18 protein-coding genes are annotated in these 19,523 nt (G+C 65.4%); 3 read left to right on the forward strand and 15 right to left on the reverse strand.

All coding sequences use genetic code 11. The features are described 5' to 3' along the window. Positions 1 to 65: 65 nt before the first annotated feature. The 4 genes from OEJ37_RS10870 to OEJ37_RS10885 form a co-directional block, all read right to left on the reverse strand. Positions 66 to 575, reverse strand: coding sequence for an OmpA family protein (locus tag OEJ37_RS10870; RefSeq protein ID WP_175918462.1), 510 nt, complete (start codon positions 573 to 575; stop codon positions 66 to 68). Between the two features lie 85 nt (positions 576 to 660). Beyond that, complete coding sequence (locus OEJ37_RS10875; RefSeq protein WP_263344264.1) at positions 661 to 1,929, reverse strand: diguanylate cyclase domain-containing protein; 1,269 nt, start codon at positions 1,927 to 1,929, stop codon at positions 661 to 663. After that, positions 1,926 to 2,624 carry a YfiR family protein gene (locus tag OEJ37_RS10880; protein WP_174417553.1) on the reverse strand — a complete coding sequence of 233 codons (699 nt, stop codon included), beginning with the start codon at positions 2,622 to 2,624 and terminating at the stop codon, positions 1,926 to 1,928. Before OEJ37_RS10880 ends, OEJ37_RS10875 begins: the two co-directional genes overlap by 4 nt. A gap of 266 nt (positions 2,625 to 2,890) precedes the next feature. Then, on the reverse strand, positions 2,891 to 3,295 hold the full coding sequence (locus tag OEJ37_RS10885) for a hypothetical protein (RefSeq protein ID WP_263344265.1): 405 nt from the start codon (positions 3,293 to 3,295) through the stop codon (positions 2,891 to 2,893). A gap of 223 nt (positions 3,296 to 3,518) precedes the next feature. Here OEJ37_RS10885 and OEJ37_RS10890 point away from each other — a divergent pair, with 223 nt between their 5' ends. Then, positions 3,519 to 4,760, forward strand: a complete 1,242-nt coding sequence (locus OEJ37_RS10890; RefSeq protein ID WP_174417555.1) for an NAD(P)/FAD-dependent oxidoreductase — start codon at positions 3,519 to 3,521, stop codon at positions 4,758 to 4,760. A 204-nt stretch (positions 4,761 to 4,964) separates the two neighbouring features. On the opposite strand, the gene OEJ37_RS10895 is transcribed toward OEJ37_RS10890, so the two are convergent. Further along, complete coding sequence (locus OEJ37_RS10895) at positions 4,965 to 5,516, reverse strand: SCO family protein (protein WP_411859258.1); 552 nt, start codon at positions 5,514 to 5,516, stop codon at positions 4,965 to 4,967. Positions 5,517 to 5,585: 69 nt separating this feature from the next. After that, positions 5,586 to 8,234, reverse strand: coding sequence for a galactose oxidase-like domain-containing protein (locus tag OEJ37_RS10900; RefSeq protein WP_411859259.1), 2,649 nt, complete (start codon positions 8,232 to 8,234; stop codon positions 5,586 to 5,588). Here OEJ37_RS10900 and OEJ37_RS10905 point away from each other — a divergent pair. After that, positions 8,176 to 8,406, forward strand: a complete 231-nt coding sequence (locus OEJ37_RS10905; RefSeq protein WP_217442986.1) for a hypothetical protein — start codon at positions 8,176 to 8,178, stop codon at positions 8,404 to 8,406. The two genes, OEJ37_RS10900 and OEJ37_RS10905, sit on opposite strands and share 59 nt — an antisense overlap. A 668-nt stretch (positions 8,407 to 9,074) precedes the next feature. Here the strand turns inward: OEJ37_RS10905 and OEJ37_RS10910 are convergent. The 9 genes from OEJ37_RS10910 to OEJ37_RS10950 form a co-directional block, all read right to left on the reverse strand. Continuing rightward, on the reverse strand, positions 9,075 to 9,830 hold the full coding sequence (locus OEJ37_RS10910) for a FadR/GntR family transcriptional regulator (RefSeq protein ID WP_174417558.1): 756 nt from the start codon (positions 9,828 to 9,830) through the stop codon (positions 9,075 to 9,077). 159 nt (positions 9,831 to 9,989) lie between these two features. Continuing rightward, positions 9,990 to 10,862: an amidohydrolase family protein gene (locus tag OEJ37_RS10915; protein ID WP_263344269.1), complete on the reverse strand. Its 873-nt coding sequence runs from the start codon at positions 10,860 to 10,862 to the stop codon at positions 9,990 to 9,992. Between the two features lie 104 nt (positions 10,863 to 10,966). Next, entirely contained in the window at positions 10,967 to 11,908 is a 942-nt protein-coding gene (locus OEJ37_RS10920; RefSeq protein ID WP_263344271.1) for an ABC transporter substrate-binding protein, read from the reverse strand. A 70-nt stretch (positions 11,909 to 11,978) separates the two neighbouring features. Beyond that, entirely contained in the window at positions 11,979 to 13,016 is a 1,038-nt protein-coding gene (locus OEJ37_RS10925; protein WP_263344272.1) for an ABC transporter permease, read from the reverse strand. A 19-nt stretch (positions 13,017 to 13,035) separates the two neighbouring features. Beyond that, entirely contained in the window at positions 13,036 to 14,574 is a 1,539-nt protein-coding gene (locus OEJ37_RS10930; protein WP_175944099.1) for a sugar ABC transporter ATP-binding protein, read from the reverse strand. Positions 14,575 to 14,595: 21 nt separating this feature from the next. Next, entirely contained in the window at positions 14,596 to 15,372 is a 777-nt protein-coding gene (locus tag OEJ37_RS10935; RefSeq protein ID WP_174417561.1) for an SDR family oxidoreductase, read from the reverse strand. Positions 15,373 to 15,446: 74 nt separating this feature from the next. Continuing rightward, the gene (locus tag OEJ37_RS10940) at positions 15,447 to 16,724 is read right to left on the reverse strand and encodes an L-fuconate dehydratase (protein ID WP_263344273.1); all 1,278 of its coding nucleotides are present in this window, start codon (positions 16,722 to 16,724) and stop codon (positions 15,447 to 15,449) included. A gap of 23 nt (positions 16,725 to 16,747) precedes the next feature. Beyond that, positions 16,748 to 17,590: an ureidoglycolate lyase gene (locus OEJ37_RS10945; RefSeq protein WP_263344274.1), complete on the reverse strand. Its 843-nt coding sequence runs from the start codon at positions 17,588 to 17,590 to the stop codon at positions 16,748 to 16,750. A 51-nt stretch (positions 17,591 to 17,641) separates the two neighbouring features. Then, entirely contained in the window at positions 17,642 to 18,406 is a 765-nt protein-coding gene (locus OEJ37_RS10950) for an SDR family oxidoreductase (RefSeq protein ID WP_174417563.1), read from the reverse strand. A 665-nt stretch (positions 18,407 to 19,071) separates the two neighbouring features. Between OEJ37_RS10950 and OEJ37_RS10955 the strand changes: the two genes are divergently transcribed. After that, positions 19,072 to 19,362 carry a DUF3331 domain-containing protein gene (locus OEJ37_RS10955; protein WP_152858126.1) on the forward strand — a complete coding sequence of 97 codons (291 nt, stop codon included), beginning with the start codon at positions 19,072 to 19,074 and terminating at the stop codon, positions 19,360 to 19,362. The last annotated feature ends 161 nt before the right edge of the window (positions 19,363 to 19,523 follow it).

The following is a 19,523-nucleotide window of genomic DNA, read 5'->3' on the forward strand; positions in this document are numbered from 1 at the left end:
GGCTTGCTTGTCGACGTGCGACGCCCGCGTCATCGTTACGTACCAGTGCGCGACGCCCCTCCCCCTCACCGGGGCGAAACAACAATCGCCGCCCGCCGATTCTGCGCCCGCCCGGCCGGCGTCCGGTTATCCCCCACCGGATCGTTCTTCCCTTTTCCGACGACCGCAATGCGCTGCGCATCCAGCCCGACGTCGACAAGCTCGATCGCCACAATCTCAGCCCGCCGCCTGGACAACTCGAAGTCGTAATCGTCCGCTCCCTCCTGATCCGAGTACCCATAGACCCTCACCCCATTGATCCCCACAGACCGGAGCGTGCGCCCGATCCTTTCGACGATCCGCCGCACATCCGGCTTGAGGTTATAGCGGTCGAAATCGAACAGGATCGGCCCGGCCGAGCCGAACTCGAAACCCTGTTCGGTCTCCTGAAAACCGGCCGACTTGAGCGTCGTGACCTGCGTCTGCGTCAGCCCACGATGAAGCGGCGGCGTCTTGCAGCCCCCCAGCAGCACACACAGCAGCAGCGCGCTCGCGACGCACATCCGCCCCATGCTCACAGGAAATGAGTTGTCCATTTCGCATCCCCTTCGAGTGCGCCCGCGTTGGGCGCACTTTTTGTAATCCGCTGCTGCGACCTCGCCCGCAGCGCGAAGCGATCAATCAAACCGGTCCTGCGACTCCTTCGGCCAACTGCCACGACCCCGGCCGAGCGCGCTTGGCCCGGTACATCGCTGCATCCGCGGCGCGCAACAGGCCGCTCGCGTCCGACGCATGGTCGGGATACAACGCAATGCCGGCACTCATCATGGTGGCCACCATGCGGCCGTCGGACAGCTCGATCGACGGCGCCATGCCGGACAATATCTCGTCAGCGACACGACAGACGCTGCCCGCATCGCGCACCGCCCCCAGCATCACCGCAAATTCATCGCCGCCCAGGCGGGCGACCAGATCGGCCTCGCGCACCTGCGTGCGCAGCCGCGCCGCGATGCCGATCAGCACCGCGTCGCCGGCGTCATGGCCGAGGCAATCGTTGATCTCCTTGAAGCGGTCGCAGTCGAGATACAGGATGCCGACCCGCTGCCCCGTCACCGCGGCTTCGCAGAGCGCAAGCGCGAGGCGCGACTCGAACTGCACGCGGTTGGGCAGGCCCGTGAGCGCATCGTGCGTCGCCTTGTGTTCGAGCGACGCGTTTTCATCGCGCAGCGTGTTCTGCCAGTCTTCGAATTCGTCGAGCAACGCATTGAAGTCGTCGCCGAGCTCGTTCAACTCGGCGATCGCGGCGGGCTCGACCCGCTGCGCGAATGCGCGCTCGCGCCGCACGGCGTGCGCAACGCCGGCCAGCGCGCGCAGCGGCGAAACGATGTTGCGCAGCAGACGCTTCGAGCTGACATACGCGCCGAACACGCTGACCGCCAGGCAACCGAGAATGCCGCCGACGCCGCCTAGCAGGAAGCCGAAGAACTGGTGCCCGCGGCCGCGCACGATGACGTGGCCGACGATGATGCCGTCGTGCATCACCGGAACCGTCACGGGTCCGGGCAGCGCAAGGTCGGCGACGGCGCGCTCGAGCCGGGCGACCCCGTTTCCGGCAGGCAACTGCCACGTCGCGAACGGCTGGCCCTTGCTGTCCGTGACCACCACTTGCGCCACGTCCTCGTCGCTGGCGATCATCCCGATCGCCTCGTTCGCCGCAACGCGATCGCCGAACACGAGTGCCGCCTCGACCGTATAACCGAGCGAGCGCGCCAGCAGGTTCAGGTTGTTGCCGGCATACGCACGCAATGCGATCACGGCGACGACGATCAACGACACGGCGGCCATCGCGACGGCAACGAACGCGAGGCGCAGGTGCGCACGGCGCAATACGCTTTGCAGCGTCGGGCGCGACGCGCGCGAGGGGGAAAAGTGAGGCGCGAGCCGTGTCATGGCGCCCCCGGCCGTCGCGCGAGATTGAGCACGTTCGGATGCACGCGCACACCGCTGCGCGCCACGGCGTCGAGATTGATGTCGAACGAGATGCGCTCGCTGTCGATGTTGAGGCAGAACATGCTGCCTGCGGTGCAGGACGGATCGTGTTCCGCGATCGTCAGCACCGGATGGCCGGCCACCGCGGTTCTCACTCGCGTTCTCTCATCGTCGCTCAGGGTGCCTAGATAAACCACATCGCAGGCCATGCCGAGCGACGGATCGTCGAAACGGACGCGCTGCACGTCGAGCAGCGTCGAGCCGGCCTGCAGCGTGTCGGTCAGGCCGCGCGCGTAGTCGGGCCGGCCCGTCACGCACAGATGCAGGCGCACGGGTGTCGTCGGCCAGCGCGTGAAGCTGATGATGCCGAGCACGACCTGACGCACGGCGGAGTCGTGTGACGAAATGGCGGGATCGGCGGGGCTCGCGGTGGCGACGATGCGCATGGTGTCGGGCGGATCGTCCGCGTCGAGAGGAGCCCCGGCCAGCATGGCGGGCACCACGCCCAGCGCGCAAACGATTGCGATCAGCGCATCGCGCAGCGACGCGGCCCGGCCGGGCCGGACGGGCGTCGTCCGCGCGGCGATTGCCGCCGCGCCCGTTGGCGTCGTTGCAGTCGCAAGACCGGCAGCCGCCGCGCACACTCTCGCATCCATGATGGAAACATCCGCTGGCGTTGCCCCCCGGCGTTGCCCTCTGCCTTCAGTCATGCGCGTGCATGACACCGTATCACGCGCATGATTCCTTCATCTTAGGTACAAAGCCGCGCGATCAACCAGTGGGAAACACCCGCGAGAAACGTCGGAAAGTATGCGGAATCGACGCCGTGCGCGACGATGCGGGCGAACGTGGTACGCGACGCCGATCGCGTGTCGACGTCGGCAAATTGATCAGCGGATTGGGCGCGCGGCCGGCTCAAACTTCATACGCTCTCAGGCGGTACGCCAGATCGTTTTGTGGCACATTCGGGGTGCCAAGCGTTACCGCCTGTCGGCGGATAACCGATGAAGACATTCAACTCGTCGCGCGCTATCGAATAGGGATAAAGCAGCACGGTATCGCCACCGTCACGCTCGAAGACGGCCGCACGCATGAGCGTGTTGCGGAAGAACTGCGCGACAGCCGGCAAACGATCGACGACGCCGGCCCATCTCCACATCCGCATCAGCCGACCGGCAAGCGCACGGGCAAGTGCGGTCAGCAATTCACGCCACGCCGTCGGCATGTCTACGCCGGTCGGCACCTCGTTCGCCGCGATCCAGACATTGCCGTTCACGCGGAAACGCTTCACCTCCGCCGCGCCGGCCTGTTTCGACCGCACGATCATCGCGCGCCACCGAGGAACGCCGGCCCCGGTGCAATCTCCCGTTCCGCTGCGCCGGGCCGATCCTCAGGCGCCACGCAACGCCCGCTCGTGTCCCGTCGCGTAGCGCCCTGCCCTTGGTAAGCCACGCCGCCGCGAGTATGCTTGCGGTTCGAACGATCTCCAACCTGGGCGCGCACACCGCACTGCGGGCGAGCGCACCGCTAACCGTCTTTCACCACCACCGATGGATTTCGACGTAATCGTTCTCGGCGCCGGCATCGTCGGCGTCTCCGCCGCGCTGCACCTGCAGGATCGCGGCCGCAAGGTCGCCCTCGTCGATCGCGGCGCGCCCGGCGAAGGCACGAGCTTCGGCAACGCGGGGCTGATCGAGCGCTCGTCGGTCGAACCGTATCCGTTCCCGCGCAGCCCGTTCACGCTGATGCGCTATGCGCTGAACCGCTCGACCGATCTCTACTGGCACAGCGCGTCGCTGCCCGCGTTCGCGCCGTGGCTCGCGCGGTTCTGGTGGGAATCGGCGCCGCTGCGTCACGCAGCAGCCTCGCGCGACATGCTGCCGCTGATCGAACGCTGCCTCGTCGAGCACGACGCGCTGATCGCGCGGGCCGGCGCCGGGGAACTCGTGCGCGCGAGCGGCTGGCTCGAAGCGTTTCGCACGCCGGCCGCGTTCGAACGCGGCGTGGCCGAAGCCGGCCTCACCGCGCGCCGCCACGGGCTCGGCATCACGCCGCTGGATGCCGCCGCGCTGCTCGCGCACGAACCAAGCCTCGCGCCCGGCTTCTGCGGCGCGCTGCATTGGCTCGATCCGAAAAGCGTCGTCGATCCGTCCGCGCTCGTCAAAGCGTACGCGCAGCTCTTCGTGCAAGGCGGCGGCACGCTGCTGACCGGCGACGCCGCGAGCCTCGACGCGTTGTCGCCCGGCTGGCAGGTCAGCACGCAGGACGGCATGGCCGCCGCGCCGGCCGTCGTCGTCGCGCTCGGCCCGTGGTCCGACACGGTGTTCGGCAAGTTCGGCTACAAGATTCCGCTGCGCGAGAAGCGCGGCTATCACATGCACTACGCGCCGTCGGCACGCGGCGTGCCGTCGGCGCCGATCGTCGATCGCGAATACGGCTACGTGATCGCGCCGATGCGGCGCGGGCTGCGGCTGACCACCGGTGTCGAGATCGCGCGGCGCGGCGTGCCGCCGACCGGCGTGCAGCTCGAACGCGCGGAACGCGTCGCGCGGCCCGTGTTCGGCTTCGGCGAGCGGCTCGACCCGCAGCCGTGGCTCGGCTTCCGGCCGTGCACGCCCGACATGCGCCCGGTGATCGGCCCCGCGCCCGCGCATCGCGGGCTGTGGTTCTCGTTCGGGCACAACCATCACGGGCTGACGCTCGGCCCCGTCACCGGCCGCCTGCTGGCCGAGATGATGACGGGCGAGACACCCTTCACCGATCCGGCGCCGTATCGCGCCGACCGCTTCTGAGCACGCGCCGCGGCAGCGGCACTCGCCCGTTCGATGCCGCACATGGCGTGCACGGCGCACCGAACCCGTTACCGCCATCGGAACCGCGCACGTTCCACGACGACTGCGCAGGCACGTCGCGGCGTCGTGCACTATCAAGCGGTTGTGGGCACTCACGGCGACTTTCATCGCACGCGGCCGCGGCCTGAATCGCTCTGCGCCTTGCTAACGACCGGCAAGCAATTGAACAATATCCTTTGCCACGTACTCTGGTTCGATGCCGGCTCGGATAATCAGTCGCAATCGTCCCTGCGGGTCGAAAGCATATGTCTGAACCCCGTGATCGATAGTATAGGATCCGTGGAAATCTCCTTCGACTCGGTGGTATTCGAGGCTCAATGCAGCCGCAGCCTTCCGGACATTCTCCTCGCTGTCGCGCAATCCGATGTTGTCCTTACCGAAGCTGGCAAGCCAGCGGGTCATGGCCGCCGACGTGTCGCGTTCCGGATCCAGCGTGACGAAGACAATCTTGACCTTATCGCCTTGTGCCCCGACCAGCTCCTTCGCACGCCTCAGCTCAAGCATCGTCGTCGAGCAAATGCTTGGGCAACTGAGGAAACCGAAGAAGAGCAACAGTACGTTGCCACGATAATCCTGCGGCGTCCTCGTTTGGCCATGCAGATCCGCCAGACGGAACCCTTTGTTCCATTCGTTGCTGCTCAATGACATGGAATAGAAAGGCGTGGACGCGTGCACGCCGCCCAGCCTCCCTGCCATGGCGATAGAAAGCAGGATACCTAACAATCTACGCCGTTTCGCATTTTCTTTGTTCATCGCAATTTCCCTTCAGCCCAAACCGCCGATCTTCCGATTTTCCGCAACGGTCAGCGGTACACACCGGGGCGCGGCGCCGGCCTGTTCGATGGAAACAGCCGCCATGCGCGGCTGCCTGGTCAACGCTTCAGGTGCCGCGGCGGCAGACTGCGTCGAACTGGCGGCAACGTGCAAGATCGCCGACACGCTGGGTACGCCAAGCTTGCTCATCACGAACAACATGTAGTAACCGGGCGGAGCGACGTTCGCGTTCGGGGGGGCAGTGACGGTAAGCGAACTGCCCGACGCGGCGAAGATGAGCTCCACGACGCGATGCGAGAAATTGATCTGATGCGTTGCGGAGCCGCAAGCAACGATCACGATCGAGCCGACGTCCGCCAACTGGGTATCGCTCGACAAACTGACGCTAAAGCCGCTCCCATAGTGGATCGACGTGGGCGATGACTGGATGACCGGTCGAGGCCCTTTGAAAAGATAAGGCGGAGAAAAGATCTCGACGCGCGTCTCGGCGTACTGCAACCCCGAGCCTTGAAAATCACCGTCCTTTCCTGTAATGGCGACCCGTCCGTCGGGGAGAAGCAGCGCGGTGGAGTGATAGCCGCGGGCGATTCTCGTGGACGCGAGCAATGTCCACGTTTCCGTCGCCGGATCGTAGAGCTCGGGCCGATAGGTCGGCCCGCGTCCGTAGTCGGCCTTGCCGGTTTTGTTCCCGCCGACCACGAACAGCTTGCCGTCCGGCAGCGTGATGAGGTCGCACATCACCCGCCCCTCATTGAGAGACCCAACGGCTCTCCAGGCGGGCGCAGCCTCTCCGAGATCGAGCAATTCGCAACTGGTCATGCCGGGCAAGCTGTTGTCGTATTGGCTATCGTTGCCGATAGCGATCTGGGACGAGTTGTCTCCGCCACCGGCCACAATCACCCTGACCCTGTAATTCTCCGACGGCTTCAACGGAAGCACGGCCGTCCCCCCCATGAACGGATAGGTGCGGCTGTTGTCGGAGACGGTTTTGTGGAGCGTCTCACTCCACACCTTGGTGCCGACGTCGAGAAAGCGGGTCGTATTTCTCGCGTGCACGAGCAGCTTCCCGTTCGGCAGCGTAAAGAGAAACGGGTACAGGTCGATCTGCGTCTGCGATGCCGGATAATAAGGCGAGAACGGTGAGACCACGGGTTCAGGCGATGTCAGTCCGTCGGCGGAATACAGCTGCCAGGTGTCGTTGACCGAGGTGTTCCAGCCCGCGGTCTCCGTTCCGCTGATGATGAATACCCGCCCGTCAGGCAACGTGGTGGTCGACGGGTACCAGCGCCCCTTCGCCATCGAAGCGATGAGCGTCGCGGTGTTGGTGCCGGGATCGAACATCACGACATCCTTCAAGGTATCCCCGATGTGGCCGCCCACAATCAGCACTCTCCCGTCGGGCATCGTCGTTTGCCCTGCACAGAAATTGTTGCGGAAGGACGGGATGTCCGTCGTTTGGTCGTTGACCGGATTCCAGATGCAGGCCGGAATGGTCTGGTTCCCCGAGCCACCCTTGTAGAAGCCGAACATCAGCACGCTTCCGCTCTTCAACAGCACCGAATTGATACCGGTGACGTTGACGTCGACTATGTGAGACGATGCGCCAATGTCAGCCGCCGCCCCCTCCGAAAACGGCGCTACGGTCGCGCTGTTTTCCCATACGAGATTGTCGCCGCGCCTGAAAATGTCTGCTTTACCGGTGGCGCGCAGCCCGACCGCCTCGAAGTCTCCTTTTGTGCCGTTCTGGGACTGGAGCAATCCGGCTGCAACATAGGACCCCGTGCCGACAGTCCCGGCAAAATGCCACGGGATGCCACCGGAATCGTTCTCGCGCCAATAGTGGGCGATGCCGCCGCCGGCGATCGGCACGAGCACCTCAAAGTTCCCTTTGGTTCCGTAGTTGCTCTGGCGCAGCGCGGGCACCCCCGCGATACCTCCGCCGGCGATATTGCCGAGCTTTCTCCAGGCACGCCCCTCGCAGCACCAGGATTCCAGACGATCGTCCACCCACGCGACCAGTTCGAGATTCGCGTTGTTGTCGGGCCCGATGTAATTGCCCTGAATGACGGCAACGCCCTTCACCTGACCGCTGCCGAAAATATTCGACAGCTTCCAAGTGAAATTGTCTTTGTCGTCTCTCCAATAATGAGCCATGCCGCCGCGGCTCATGCCCACCACCAGCTCCAGCTGCAGCGCGCCACCTCGATTCGATTGAAGGTAGGCAGGGAATCCTTGCGCATCGCCGATCGATATCGTCTTGTGAGCCGTCCAGGGCGCGCCCTGCCCCCGGAAGTATGTCTTGACCGCGCCGGCATCGACTACCGCAGCCTCGACATTCGTGTAATTCGTGCTGTACGTTTGGCAATACCCGGTGATGCTGCTCTTGGATCCGATGCCGTCGCCGACAGCGACCATCCATTGAGCACCATTGCCGCTCTCGCGTGTCAGGCAGTGCAACATGCCATATTCGTCGCCGGCGAGAAGTTCGAAATTGCCCGATGTCGAGTACGGCGATTGAATGAAAATCCCGCCCTTGCCCATCCCGCTCCACGTCGTTCCGGCAGGCCCTGACAGCGCGGCCATGATTTTTTTCGAAGACGCCGGATTCGATCCGCTGTCGTCTCCGCCGCAAGCCGTCATCAACAGCGAAGCAGGAACCCAAATGAGAAATGACCTCCGCGAGTTACTGACTGTCGATGAGTTTTGTTCGTACTTTCGCACGGCACCACCTCCATTTATTGGACAGCGATCGGTCGCGCATCATTTCCATCCGGATACGATCGATTTCCTCCGAATGATCGACGCCGCATAACGAGATCACATTCAATCGATCAAAGATAGGTCGACACTCAAACGAAATAAGGCGGCATCGTCATCGCAACGACAGACTCCCGCCGCATTCGACTTGCCGCGGCAGCGAAATCGCCACACCGAAATGCCGTCGCATCAGAACCTGCTTGGCATTTACTCCGCTCACATTCATATTTAGGACAAAATTATTTTTGCGTGTGTGCGCCAGGCTACCGAATGCCCCTTCATCATTATTTTATTAACCAATGAAGTGCTTTACAGATAAAAATCCATCATTTATATGAAACCACGAATCGTTCAGAAAAGTTGTGAAATTCAGAAAATGAACGGGAGATATTTTTCATAGGTACGCCCCGGATTTGAGCGGTACCGGCGGAGACCGGACAAAGAAATTTGATGACTTTTGCCTGTCCGGATCAGCTATCGACTCGAATTTCCGACAGCGCGTTCCGACAGGTGGGTGCACCGCTGATCGATAACGCACCACGGACGTCGATGAATCGTCACTGTCGCCAATCGATCACTATCCGCCTGATCGATTGGCGGATCGCTGCACCCGACAGACGCGCGACCTCGGTGCAATGCTCGGGGCCGAAATCGTAAACGGCGATGAGCCACCGTTCCGCCATCACGCGCGCGCAGCGGCGAAGGCCACGGGCCCGCACGCGCTCAGTCGAGCGCGCGGCCGAAGATACGGATCACTTCGTCGAGATGGTCGGCCATCGCGCGGCGCGCGGCCTCCGGGTCGCGCGCGCGGATCGCGTCGAGGATTGCGCGGTGCTCCAGTTCCGACCGGTGCGGCATGTCGTTCGGCATGTACAGCGACTGCAGCCGCTGGAACATCAGGTCGTACTTGTGCGCGAGCAACTGCTTGATCATCAGCGCATACGCGGGGTTGTCGCTCGCTTCCGCGATGCGGATATGGAACAGCCGGTCGCCCGGATGCGTGAGCGAGCCGCTGCGGTTGTCGTCCTGATTGCGCAGGAACGCTTCGTGGATCCCTTCGATCTGCTCGTCCGAGCCGTGCTTCGCGGCAAGCGACGCGGCTTCCGGCTCGATCAGCCGGCGCGCCTGCAGCAGCGCGAACGGCGGGATTTCGGTGTCGAGGTCGAGCGCAATGCCGAGTTCGGGATCGATCTCGACGATCGTGAACGGCGCGGCATTCGCATCGGGTTCGGGTGCGGCAGCCGTTTCGGGGTGGCGCACCTTCACGCCATCGCCGACGCGCACGCTGACGAGCCCGCTCACTTCGAGCGCGATCAGCGCTTCGCGCACCGACGTGCGCGACACGCCGAACTGTTCGGCCAGTTCGCGCTCGGGCGGCAGATAGCTGCCCGGCGGAAAATCGCCGGACTCGATCATCGCACTGAGCTTGTCGGCGATCTGCTGGTAGAGGCGGCGGTTCTGAATCGGCTGGATGGACATACGTTTGACGCTGGTAATCGGTTTCGGTCCGACGAATCGCGCAGACCGTTCGCGCCTATTTTATATGCCGGGGCCCGTGCGCCGGCCTGCGCATCGATGCGGCTGCAACCATCGATATGCCACGGTGCCCGCCGGCATTCGTCCGACGAAGCCGCGCACTCACGCCGGCACCCCGTAACACTGCGCGGCCGTGCCGCCCCACAGCGCGTTGCGCTCGGCGGCCGACAGCCGCGATTCGGCCCAGCGCTCGACGATCGACGCCACTTCGTCATACGACGCGGCAAGCAGGCACACGGGCCAGTCCGACCCGAACATCAGCCGCTGAGGCCCGAACGCGTCGAGCGCCGCATCGAGGCACTGCTCGATATGCCGGATGTCCTGCGCGCGCAGGCCGCGCCGCCAGTCGGCTTCGGTCACGAGCCCCGACAGCTTGCACGCGACATGCGGCATCGCGCCCAGTTCGCGCAGCGCCGCGCGCCAGCGCGGCAGCGCGGTTTCGTCGCGCTCGAACTCGGCCAGCGCGGGTTTGCCGACGTGGTCGAGCACGAGCCAGTGCGCGTCGTGCCGCGCGCAGAACGCGCGCACGTCGGGCAACTGGCGCTCGAACACGAGCACGTCGTATACATAGCCGTTCGCCTGCAGCCACGCGACGCCGCGATTGAAACCGGCATCCGCGACAAATGCACCCACGTCGGCTTCGTCCTGCACCTGGTGACGAAAGCCGCGCAGCTTCGGGCTGCGCCATTCGGCGATACGGTCGGCAAGCTGCGGCGCGCCGAGATCCTCCCAGCCGACCACCGCCGCGATGCGCGCATCGTCGTGCGCGAGATCGAGCAGGAACACCGTCTCATCACGCCCGGCGCGCGCCTGCACCGCGATCGACGCGCCGAGCGCCTGCGCGTGCATCAGCGGCCACAGCGCGTCGGGCAGGTAGTCGCGGGCGAGCACCCCCATCCCGGCGCCGATCCACGGATAGTCGGCCGCGCGATAACGCCAGAAGTGCTGATGGGAATCGATACGCACTGCGCCCATGGTGTCCTCGTGCTCCGCCGTCACATGCCGTCACATGCCGTCACTCGCCGCCGCGTCCGCCGCACACGCTACCCGCCGCGTGCGGCGACGCCATGACACGCCAATCAGTCGTACAACGCCGCCGCGACCTTCGGATCGTCGATATTGGTCTTGTCGTACCAATAGAAACCGGTATCGATGACCTTCGGCAGCTTCTCGCCCTTGATCGCCTTCACGGCCGCTTCGACCGTCTTGTAGCCGATCCCGACCGGGTTCTGCGTGATCGCGCCGGCCATCAGCCCGCTGCGGATCGCGTCCTTCTGCTGCTTGCCGGAATCGTAGCCGACGATCACGACCTTGCGCTTCATCTCACGCACGCCGTTGACCACGCCGATCGCCGAGCCTTCGTTGGTGCCGAACAGCCCCTTGAGCTTCGGATACGCCTGCAGGATCGACTTCGTCACCTCGGTCGATTTCAACTGATCGCCTTCGCCGTACTGCACGGTCACGACCTTCACTTTCGGGTGCGCCGCCTTCATCCGTTCGAGAAAACCGTCGCGGCGGTCGATGCCGGTGCGGCTCGTCTGGTCGTGCGCGACCACGGCTACTTCGCCTTCGCCACCGATCAGCGCGGCGAGCTTGTCGGCGGCGAGCGACGCGGCGGCCTTGTTGTTGGTCGAGGCCGTCGTCACCGGGATGTCGCTGTCGACGCCCGAGTCGAACGCGATCACCGGGATCTTCTCGGCCTGCGCCTTCTTCAGCAGCGGCAGCGCGGCCTTGCTGTCGAGCGCCGCGAAGCCGAGCGCGGCCGGCTTCTTCGCGATCGCGGCGGACAGCATGTCGATCTGCTTGTCGACCATCGCCTCGGTCTCGGGGCCTTCGAACGTCACCTTCACCTTGTAGTCCTTCGCGGCCTGCATCGCGCCCGATTTCACGGCCTGCCAGAACTGGTGCTGGAAGCCCTTCGAGATCAACGGGATATAGGTTTCCTGCGCCTGCGCGCCGGCCGTGACGCCCACTGCGAACGTCAGCCCGACGATCGCGTTCAACACCTTGCTCCTGATCACTTCGCGTCTCCTTGGTTGGTATCTGCTGGGATGCCGGCCATGCCGGCGGTGAAGCGGATGCATGCGCACGTCAACGGCGCCGCCGGCGCAGGATGTCGACGTAGACGGCGAGGATGATGATCACGCCCGTCACGACCGTCTGCCACTCCTGCGCGACCGACATGATGCGCAGGCCGTTGGTCAGCACGCTCATGATGAACGCGCCGATGATGGTGCCGACGATGCTGCCCGCGCCGCCCGACAGCGACGTGCCGCCGATCACGACGGCCGCGATCGCATCGAGCTCGTAGCCCTGCCCGAGCGCGGGCTGCGCGGAATTCAGCCGCGACGCGATCAGGAGCCCCGCGATCCCGCACACCGCGCCGCTGAACGTGTAAACCGCGATCTTCCACGCGTCGACGTTCACGCCGGACAGCCGCAGCGCTTCCTCGTTGCTACCGAGCGCGAACGTGTAGCGGCCGAAGATCGTCCGGTTCAGCACGATCGATGCGCCGACCGCAACGAGAAACAGGATCAGCACCGCGTTCGGAATCGGCAGCGCGGGAATCAGGTTGCCGATCAGCGAATCCTGCGCGATCGACGTGAAGCCCGGCGTGTCGTTGAAGTAGATCGGCCGCGTGCCCGAGATCACGAGCGACAGCCCCTTCAGCAGCATCATCATGCCGAGCGTCGCGATGAACGGCGGCACCTTCATCTTCGCGATCACGAAGCCCGACACGCAGCCGGACAGCGCGCCGATCAGCAGCGCGGCCAGGATCCCGAGCGGCAGCGGCATCCCCCACTTCGTCAGCACGACGCCGGCCATCACCGCGCAGAACGTCATCAGCGTGCCGACCGACAGGTCGATGCCCGACGTGATGATCACGTAGGTGCAGGCGACGGCCAGCACGCCGTTCACGGCGGTGGCCTGCAGGATCGTGACGAGGTTGTCGACTTCGAGGAAGTTCGGCGACGCGATGCTGAAGAACACGATCAGCAGCACGAGGCTCGCGAACGCGAGCAGCTTCTGCCGCGCGGCCGGGTTGAAGAAGCGGGCGCGGAAGCCGGATGCGCCGGCCGGCGAATCGCCGGAAGCGAGGGGCGGAACGGGATGCGTATCGTTGGACATGATCGGGTAGGCGTCTGAATCAGGACAATACGGTCGACTCGCGTTGCGTCGCGAGCTGCATGATCTTTTCCTGCGTGGCGTCGGCCGCGCGCAATTCGCCGGTGACGCGGCCTTCGCACATCACGAGAATCCGGTGGCTCATGCGCAGCACCTCGGGCAGTTCCGACGAGATCATCACGATCGCCTTGCCGTCGGCGGCGAGCGCGTCGAGCAGCTTGTAGATCTCGCTTTTCGCGCCGACGTCGATGCCGCGCGTCGGCTCGTCGAAGAACAGGATGTCGCAGTCGCGCAGCAGCCACTTCGCAATGACGATCTTCTGCTGGTTGCCGCCCGACAGCAGCCGCGCGGGCTGCGCGACCGACGGCGTGCGGATCGCGAGCTGCCGCACGTACGCCTGCGCGGTGTCGCGCATTTCGCGTGCATCGAGGAACACGCCGCGGCGCACGAAACGGCGCATGCTCGACAGCGCGATGTTGTTCTGCACGTCCATCCCGACCGCGAGCCCGAAGTGCTTGCGATCCTCGGACAGGTAGCCGATCCCGTGCGCGACCGCGTCGGCCGGCGTGCGGATCGTCACGGTCTTGCCGTGCACGCGGATCTCGCCCGCGTCGACCGGGTCCGCGCCGAACACCGCGCGCGCGACCTCGGTGCGGCCCGCGCCCATCAGCCCCGCGAAGCCGAGTATCTCGCCGCGCCGCAGCGTGAAACCGACGTCGCGGATCGCGCGGCCGCGCGACAACCCGCGCACTTCGAGCGCAACGTCGTTCGCGGACGTGTCGGGCGGCGTGCGGTGCTCCGTATCGAGCTGGCGGCCGACCATCATCGCGATGATCGCGTCCATCGACGTTTCCGCCATCGGCACGGTCGCGACGTACTTGCCGTCGCGCATCACGGTCACGCGATCGGCGATCTGGCGCAGCTCGTCCATCTTGTGCGAGATGTAGACGATGCCGACGCCGTGCGCGCGCAGGTCGCGGATGATGCGGAACAGCTCGGCGATCTCCGCGTTGTTGAGCGCGGCGGTCGGCTCGTCCATGATCAGCACGCGCGAGTCGAACGACAGCGCCTTCGCGATCTCGACCATCTGCTGCTTCGCGACCGTCAGCCTGCCGACCGGCGTACGCGGGTCGAGATCGAGTCGCATCCGCTGGAAGATCGCGGCCGCGTCGCGATTCAGTTTGTCTTCGTCGACGAACACGCCGAAGCGGCCGCGCGGCTCGCGGCCGATGAAGATGTTCTGCGCGACGCTCAGATGGTTCATCAGGTTCAGTTCCTGATGGATGATTCCGATCCCGAGCGCCTGCGCAGTGCGCGGATCGGCGATCTCCACCGCGCGGCCATCCATCCGGATCTCGCCGTCGTCGCGCTGGTACACGCCCGCGAGGATCTTCATCAGCGTCGATTTGCCGGCGCCGTTCTCGCCCATCAGTGCATGCACTTCGCCGGCATGCAGGTCGAAACGGCAGTCGTCGAGCGCCTGCACGCCCGGAAAGCGTTTGCCGATGCCGCTCAACGCAATCAGCGGCGGCGCGGCGTTCAGGTTCGGGTCGGGTTGCATGGGGTCGGGGTTCCGGTGCATTCAGCCGATCGCGCGGTCGAGATGCGTATAACCGCCATCGACGAACAGCCACTGGCCCGTCGTGTGCGATGCGCGATCCGACAGCAGGAACACGGTCGTGTCGGCGATCTCGTCGGCCGTCGTGAAGCGCTTGCCGAGCGGCACCTTGCCGGCGATTTCGGCGAGCTTCGCATCGGGATCGTCGAAGCCGGCGAGCCAGTTCCTGTAAAGCGGCGTCATCACTTCGGCCGGGATCACCGCGTTCACGCGCACGCCGTCGTCGCGCAACGCGACGGCCCATTCGCGCGTCAACGCGAGCTGCGCGCCCTTCGACGCGCAATAGCCGCTCGTGTTGCCCTGCCCGGTGACGGCCGTCTTCGACGAGATGTTGACGATCGCGCCGCGCGTCGCCTTCAGGTGCGGCACGCAGTAGTGCGCCATCACGTAGTAGTGGATCAGGTTGCGCTCGAGCGACGCGACGAATGCGTCGCGCCCGGCGTCGAGGCCGATGCCGTCGTTGATGCCCGCGTTGTTGACGAGGCCGTCGATGCGGCCGAAGCGCGCGATGGTCTGCGCGACCGCATCGCGGCATTGCGTATCGTCCTGCAGCTCGACCGACACGCACACGGCGCGCGGCTGCTTCTGTACAAGCTCGCGCCAGAACGCGTCGTCGGGCGTGTGGCGCGCGAACACCACCGGAATCGCGCCTTCGCCGGCGAGCCGCATCGAGATCGCGGCGCCGATGCCCGATGCACCGCCGGTCACGATCACGACCTTGTCTTGCAGGTTCAAATCCACTTCGCGTCTCCGTCGTTCATGTTTTCGCCGCGCACGACGCGCGTCGTACAACGTGCGTCGTGCGTCGCCGTGCTTCAGCCGCGGAACAGGTACTGCTCCAGCGATTCTGGCTTCATCTCGATCGAGAAACCGGGTGCCGTCGGCGGCATGTACGCCGCGCCGCGCACCACGCACGGCTCGACAAAATGCTCGTGCAGGTGATCGACGTATTCGGTCACGCGCCCTTCCTTCGTGCCGGAAATGCACACGTAGTCGATCATCGACAGGTGCTGCACGTATTCGCACAGCCCGACGCCGCCCGCATGCGGGCACACGGGCAGCCCGTACTTCGCGGCCATCAGCATCACCGCGAGAATCTCGTTCACGCCGCCGAGCCGGCACGCGTCGATCTGCACGACGTCGATCGCGCCGCGCGCGATGAACTGCTTGAACAGCACGCGGTTCTGGCACATCTCGCCGGTCGCGACCTGCACGGGCGCGATCGCCTTGCGGATCTTGCGATGCCCTTCGACGTCGTCGGGGCTCGTCGGCTCCTCGATGAACCACGGCCGCGCGAACGCGAGCTCGCGCACCCAGTCGATCGCCTCGTCGACTTCCCACACCTGGTTCGCGTCGATCATCAGCTTGCGATCCGGGCCGATTACCTCACGCGCGATCGTCACGCGGCGGATGTCGTCCTCGAGGTTCGCGCCGACCTTCAGCTTCACGTAGTCGAACCCCGCTTCCACCGCTTCGCGGCACAGCCGGCGCAGCTTGTCGTCGCTGTAGCCGAGCCAGCCGGCCGACGTCGTGTAGCACGGGTAGCCGTCGCGCTCCAGCGTCGCGATCCGCGCGGCCTTGCCCGGCGCCTGCCGGCGCAGCAGGTCGAGCGCTTCGTCCGGCGTCAGGCAGTCGGTCAGGTAGCGGAAGTCGATCGCGCGCACCAGTTCCTCCGGGCTCATGTCGGCGACGAGCCGCCACAGCGGCTTGCCCACCGCCTTCGCCCACAGATCCCACACCGCGTTGACGACGGCGCCCGTCGCCAGGTGGATCGCGCCCTTGTCGGGGCCGATCCAGCGCAACTGGCTGTCCGACGTGACGTGCCGCCAGAAGCGGCCCATGTCCTCGCGAATCCAGTCGAGGTCGAGGCCGACGACGAGGTGGCGCATTGCGTCGATCGCCGCGCAGCAGATTTCGTTGCCGCGCCCGATGGTGAACGTGAGCCCATGACCTTCGAGCCCGTCGCGGTCGGTTTCGAGCACGACATAGGCCGCCGAATAATCGGGGTCCGGATTCATCGCATCGGAGCCGTCGAGCTGGCGCGAGGTCGGAAAGCGCACGTCGAGGACGCGCATCGATCGAATGATAGGCATGACGAACCGTCCGTTAAAGGAAATCAGGCCTGCACGGTGCGCTGGCGCTGCTCGCCGAGCCCGTCGATGCCGAGCGTGATCACCTGCCCGGCGCGGAGGTAGACGGGCGGCTTCTGCCCGAGGCCGACGCCCGGCGGCGTGCCGGTGGAAATCACGTCGCCCGGCTGCAGGCTCATGAAGCGGCTCAGGTAGCTGATCAGGTGCGGCACGCGGAACACCATCGTCGCGGTCGAGCCGTTCTGGTAGCGGTGGCCATCGACATCGAGCCACAGCCGCAGTGCGTGCGGATCGGGCACTTCATCGGCCGTCACGAGCCACGGGCCGAGCGGCCCGAACGTATCGTTGCCCTTGCCCTTGTCCCACGTGCCGCCGCGTTCGAGCTGGTATTCGCGCTCCGACACGTCGTTCACGACGCAGTAGCCCGCGACGTGCGACAGCGCGTCGGCTTCGTCGATATAGCGGCCGCCCTGGCCGATCACCACGCCGAGCTCGACTTCCCAGTCGGTCTTCTCCGAGCCGCGCGGAATCTCGATGTCGTCGTTCGGCCCCGAGATCGCGCTCGTCCACTTGCCGAACACGACCGGCTCCTTCGGCACTTCCATCCCCGATTCGGCCGCGTGATCGGAATAGTTGAGCCCGATGCAGATGAACTTGCCGACGCGGCCGACGCACGCGCCGAGCCGCGGCGTGCCTTCGACGAGCGGCAGCGACGACGGCGGAATGTCGCGCAGCCGCGCGAGCGAGGCCGGCGACAGCGCGTCGCCGGCGATGTCGTCGATCACGCCGGACAAGTCGCGGATGTGGCCCTGCGCATCGAGCAGGCCCGGTTTTTCATGGTGTTTGTCGCCAAATCTCAGCAGTTTCATGGGGTTGTCTGAACGGAAAGTAGGGAGGAAGGCGCGGTCAGTTTGACACGGTCAGTTTGACCAGCCGCCGTCGATCAGGTGAATGGCGCCGGTGGTAAATGCGGACTCGTCGGATGCCAGATAGGTTGCCAGCGCGGCAATCTCGTCCGCCGTACCGACGCGCCCCATCGGCTGACGCGCGACAAATGCGGCGCGCACCGCGTCGATGGTCGTGTTCTGCTTCAGCGCCTGCTCGGTAATACGGGCCTCGAGCGAAGGCGACTCGACCGTGCCGGGGCAGATCGCGTTGCAACGAATGCCTTGACCGACGAAATCGGCGGCCACCGCCTTGGTCAGCCCGATCACGGCCGCCTTGGTGGTGCCGTACACGAAGCGGTTCGGCACACCCTTCACGCTTGACGCGGCCGACGCCATGTTGAGGATCGACGCGCCGCCCGCTTCGAGCATCGCGGGCAGCAGCGCGCGGATCAGCCGGTACATCGACGTGACGTTCAGGTTCAGCGAGAACGCCCACGCGTCGTCGTCGCAGTCGAGGATCGAGCCGTGATGCACGTAGCCCGCGCAGTTGAACAGCACGTCGAACGCGCGTTCGCTCGCGGCGAGCGCGGCGACGTCTTGCGCGTCGGTGACGTCGAGCCGCCGCGTGGTCAGCCGGCCGCCCGCGCGTTCGGCGTCGGCCGCGAGCCGCGCGAGCGCGGCTTCGTTGATGTCGGTCGCCAGCACGTCGGCGCCCTCGCTTGCGAACCGCAGCGCGGTCGCGCGGCCGATGCCCTGCCCGGCCGCCGTCACCAGCGCACGCTTGCCCTGCAATCTCATGAGCACGTCTCCCGAAAAGCCGGCCACCGGTCGGCCGATTGGCACAAAGGACTAAAGGTCCAACCAATGATAGGAAGTGATCGCCCGTTTGTCACGAATTTGGGATTCAGTATTTACCCGAGCGGGTAAATCCGGCGGGTGGACAAGAATATCCGGCGCTCGACCGGCTCTGGCCGCGCGCTTTCGGATTCACGCAAACCCAATGCCGGCGGGTCTCTCAGCCGTTTTTCCGCGCACGCCCGGCGCGGTGGCCGCGCCAAACTGACGAAAAAGTCATGTTCGCGTCAGGGTCTCAACGGGATGCACGCGCCATCATGGCGTTGCCGGACCGCGCTTCCGGTACATCGCCACCCCGCCCGCGTTCGATCCCTGCGGGCACTCCGTCCCCCGGCGATGTACTCCGTGACTGGGCGAGCAGACACGGCGCGCGGGCCGATTTCCCGCCCCGGACTTTCCGTCCGGGGCGTTTTTGTCCGTGGATCCCAAAAAAACGAGCGTGGATTGTTTCTAATTCGGCAAAAGGTAATTTGAGCCAGACAGGATGTTTTTTCCGGTCACAGACGCTTACATTTAGCGCACCACTCATGGAAACCGCTACGGATTCGCCATCGGGTAGTGACATCCACTGCCACGGCCGAAACCGCACGAGCTTTAGGAAACGGCAAATGAAGGCCTCCAATTCCCTGCCTGCGCTCGATCCCGCCGACGTCCACGTCGAAATCCTCGAACAGTCCGATACGCTGCTCGTCGTCCGCTGGGTCGAACCCGGCCGCTGTCACTACGGCGAACAGCGTTGGCGCCGCCGCTTCGCGCAACGCACCGGCACCTGCGCACTGTCGCGCCAGGTCATCCATCGCGGCGACGAAGTGTTCCGCCCGGCCGAACGCCCGGCGCCCGCGAACGCGGCCGCGATGATCTCCGCCGCCGAAGTGCTCGCCCTCGCCGGGAGCAGGTAAATCCCGCCGACCGCGTGCCGCGGCCCGCTGCGCCACGCCGCGCGCCGGCCCTAGAAGCGCCGGTCTATTCCCCCGCTTGTCTGCCGCGCTCGCGCGCACTATCGTTACACCACTCAATGTAACGATTACGTGCCGCGGCCGACCGGTCGCGCCGATGGAGG

The organism is Burkholderia sp. BKH01 (assembly GCF_025685725.1).
Classification (GTDB): Bacteria; Pseudomonadota; Gammaproteobacteria; order Burkholderiales; family Burkholderiaceae; genus Burkholderia; species Burkholderia pyrrocinia_C.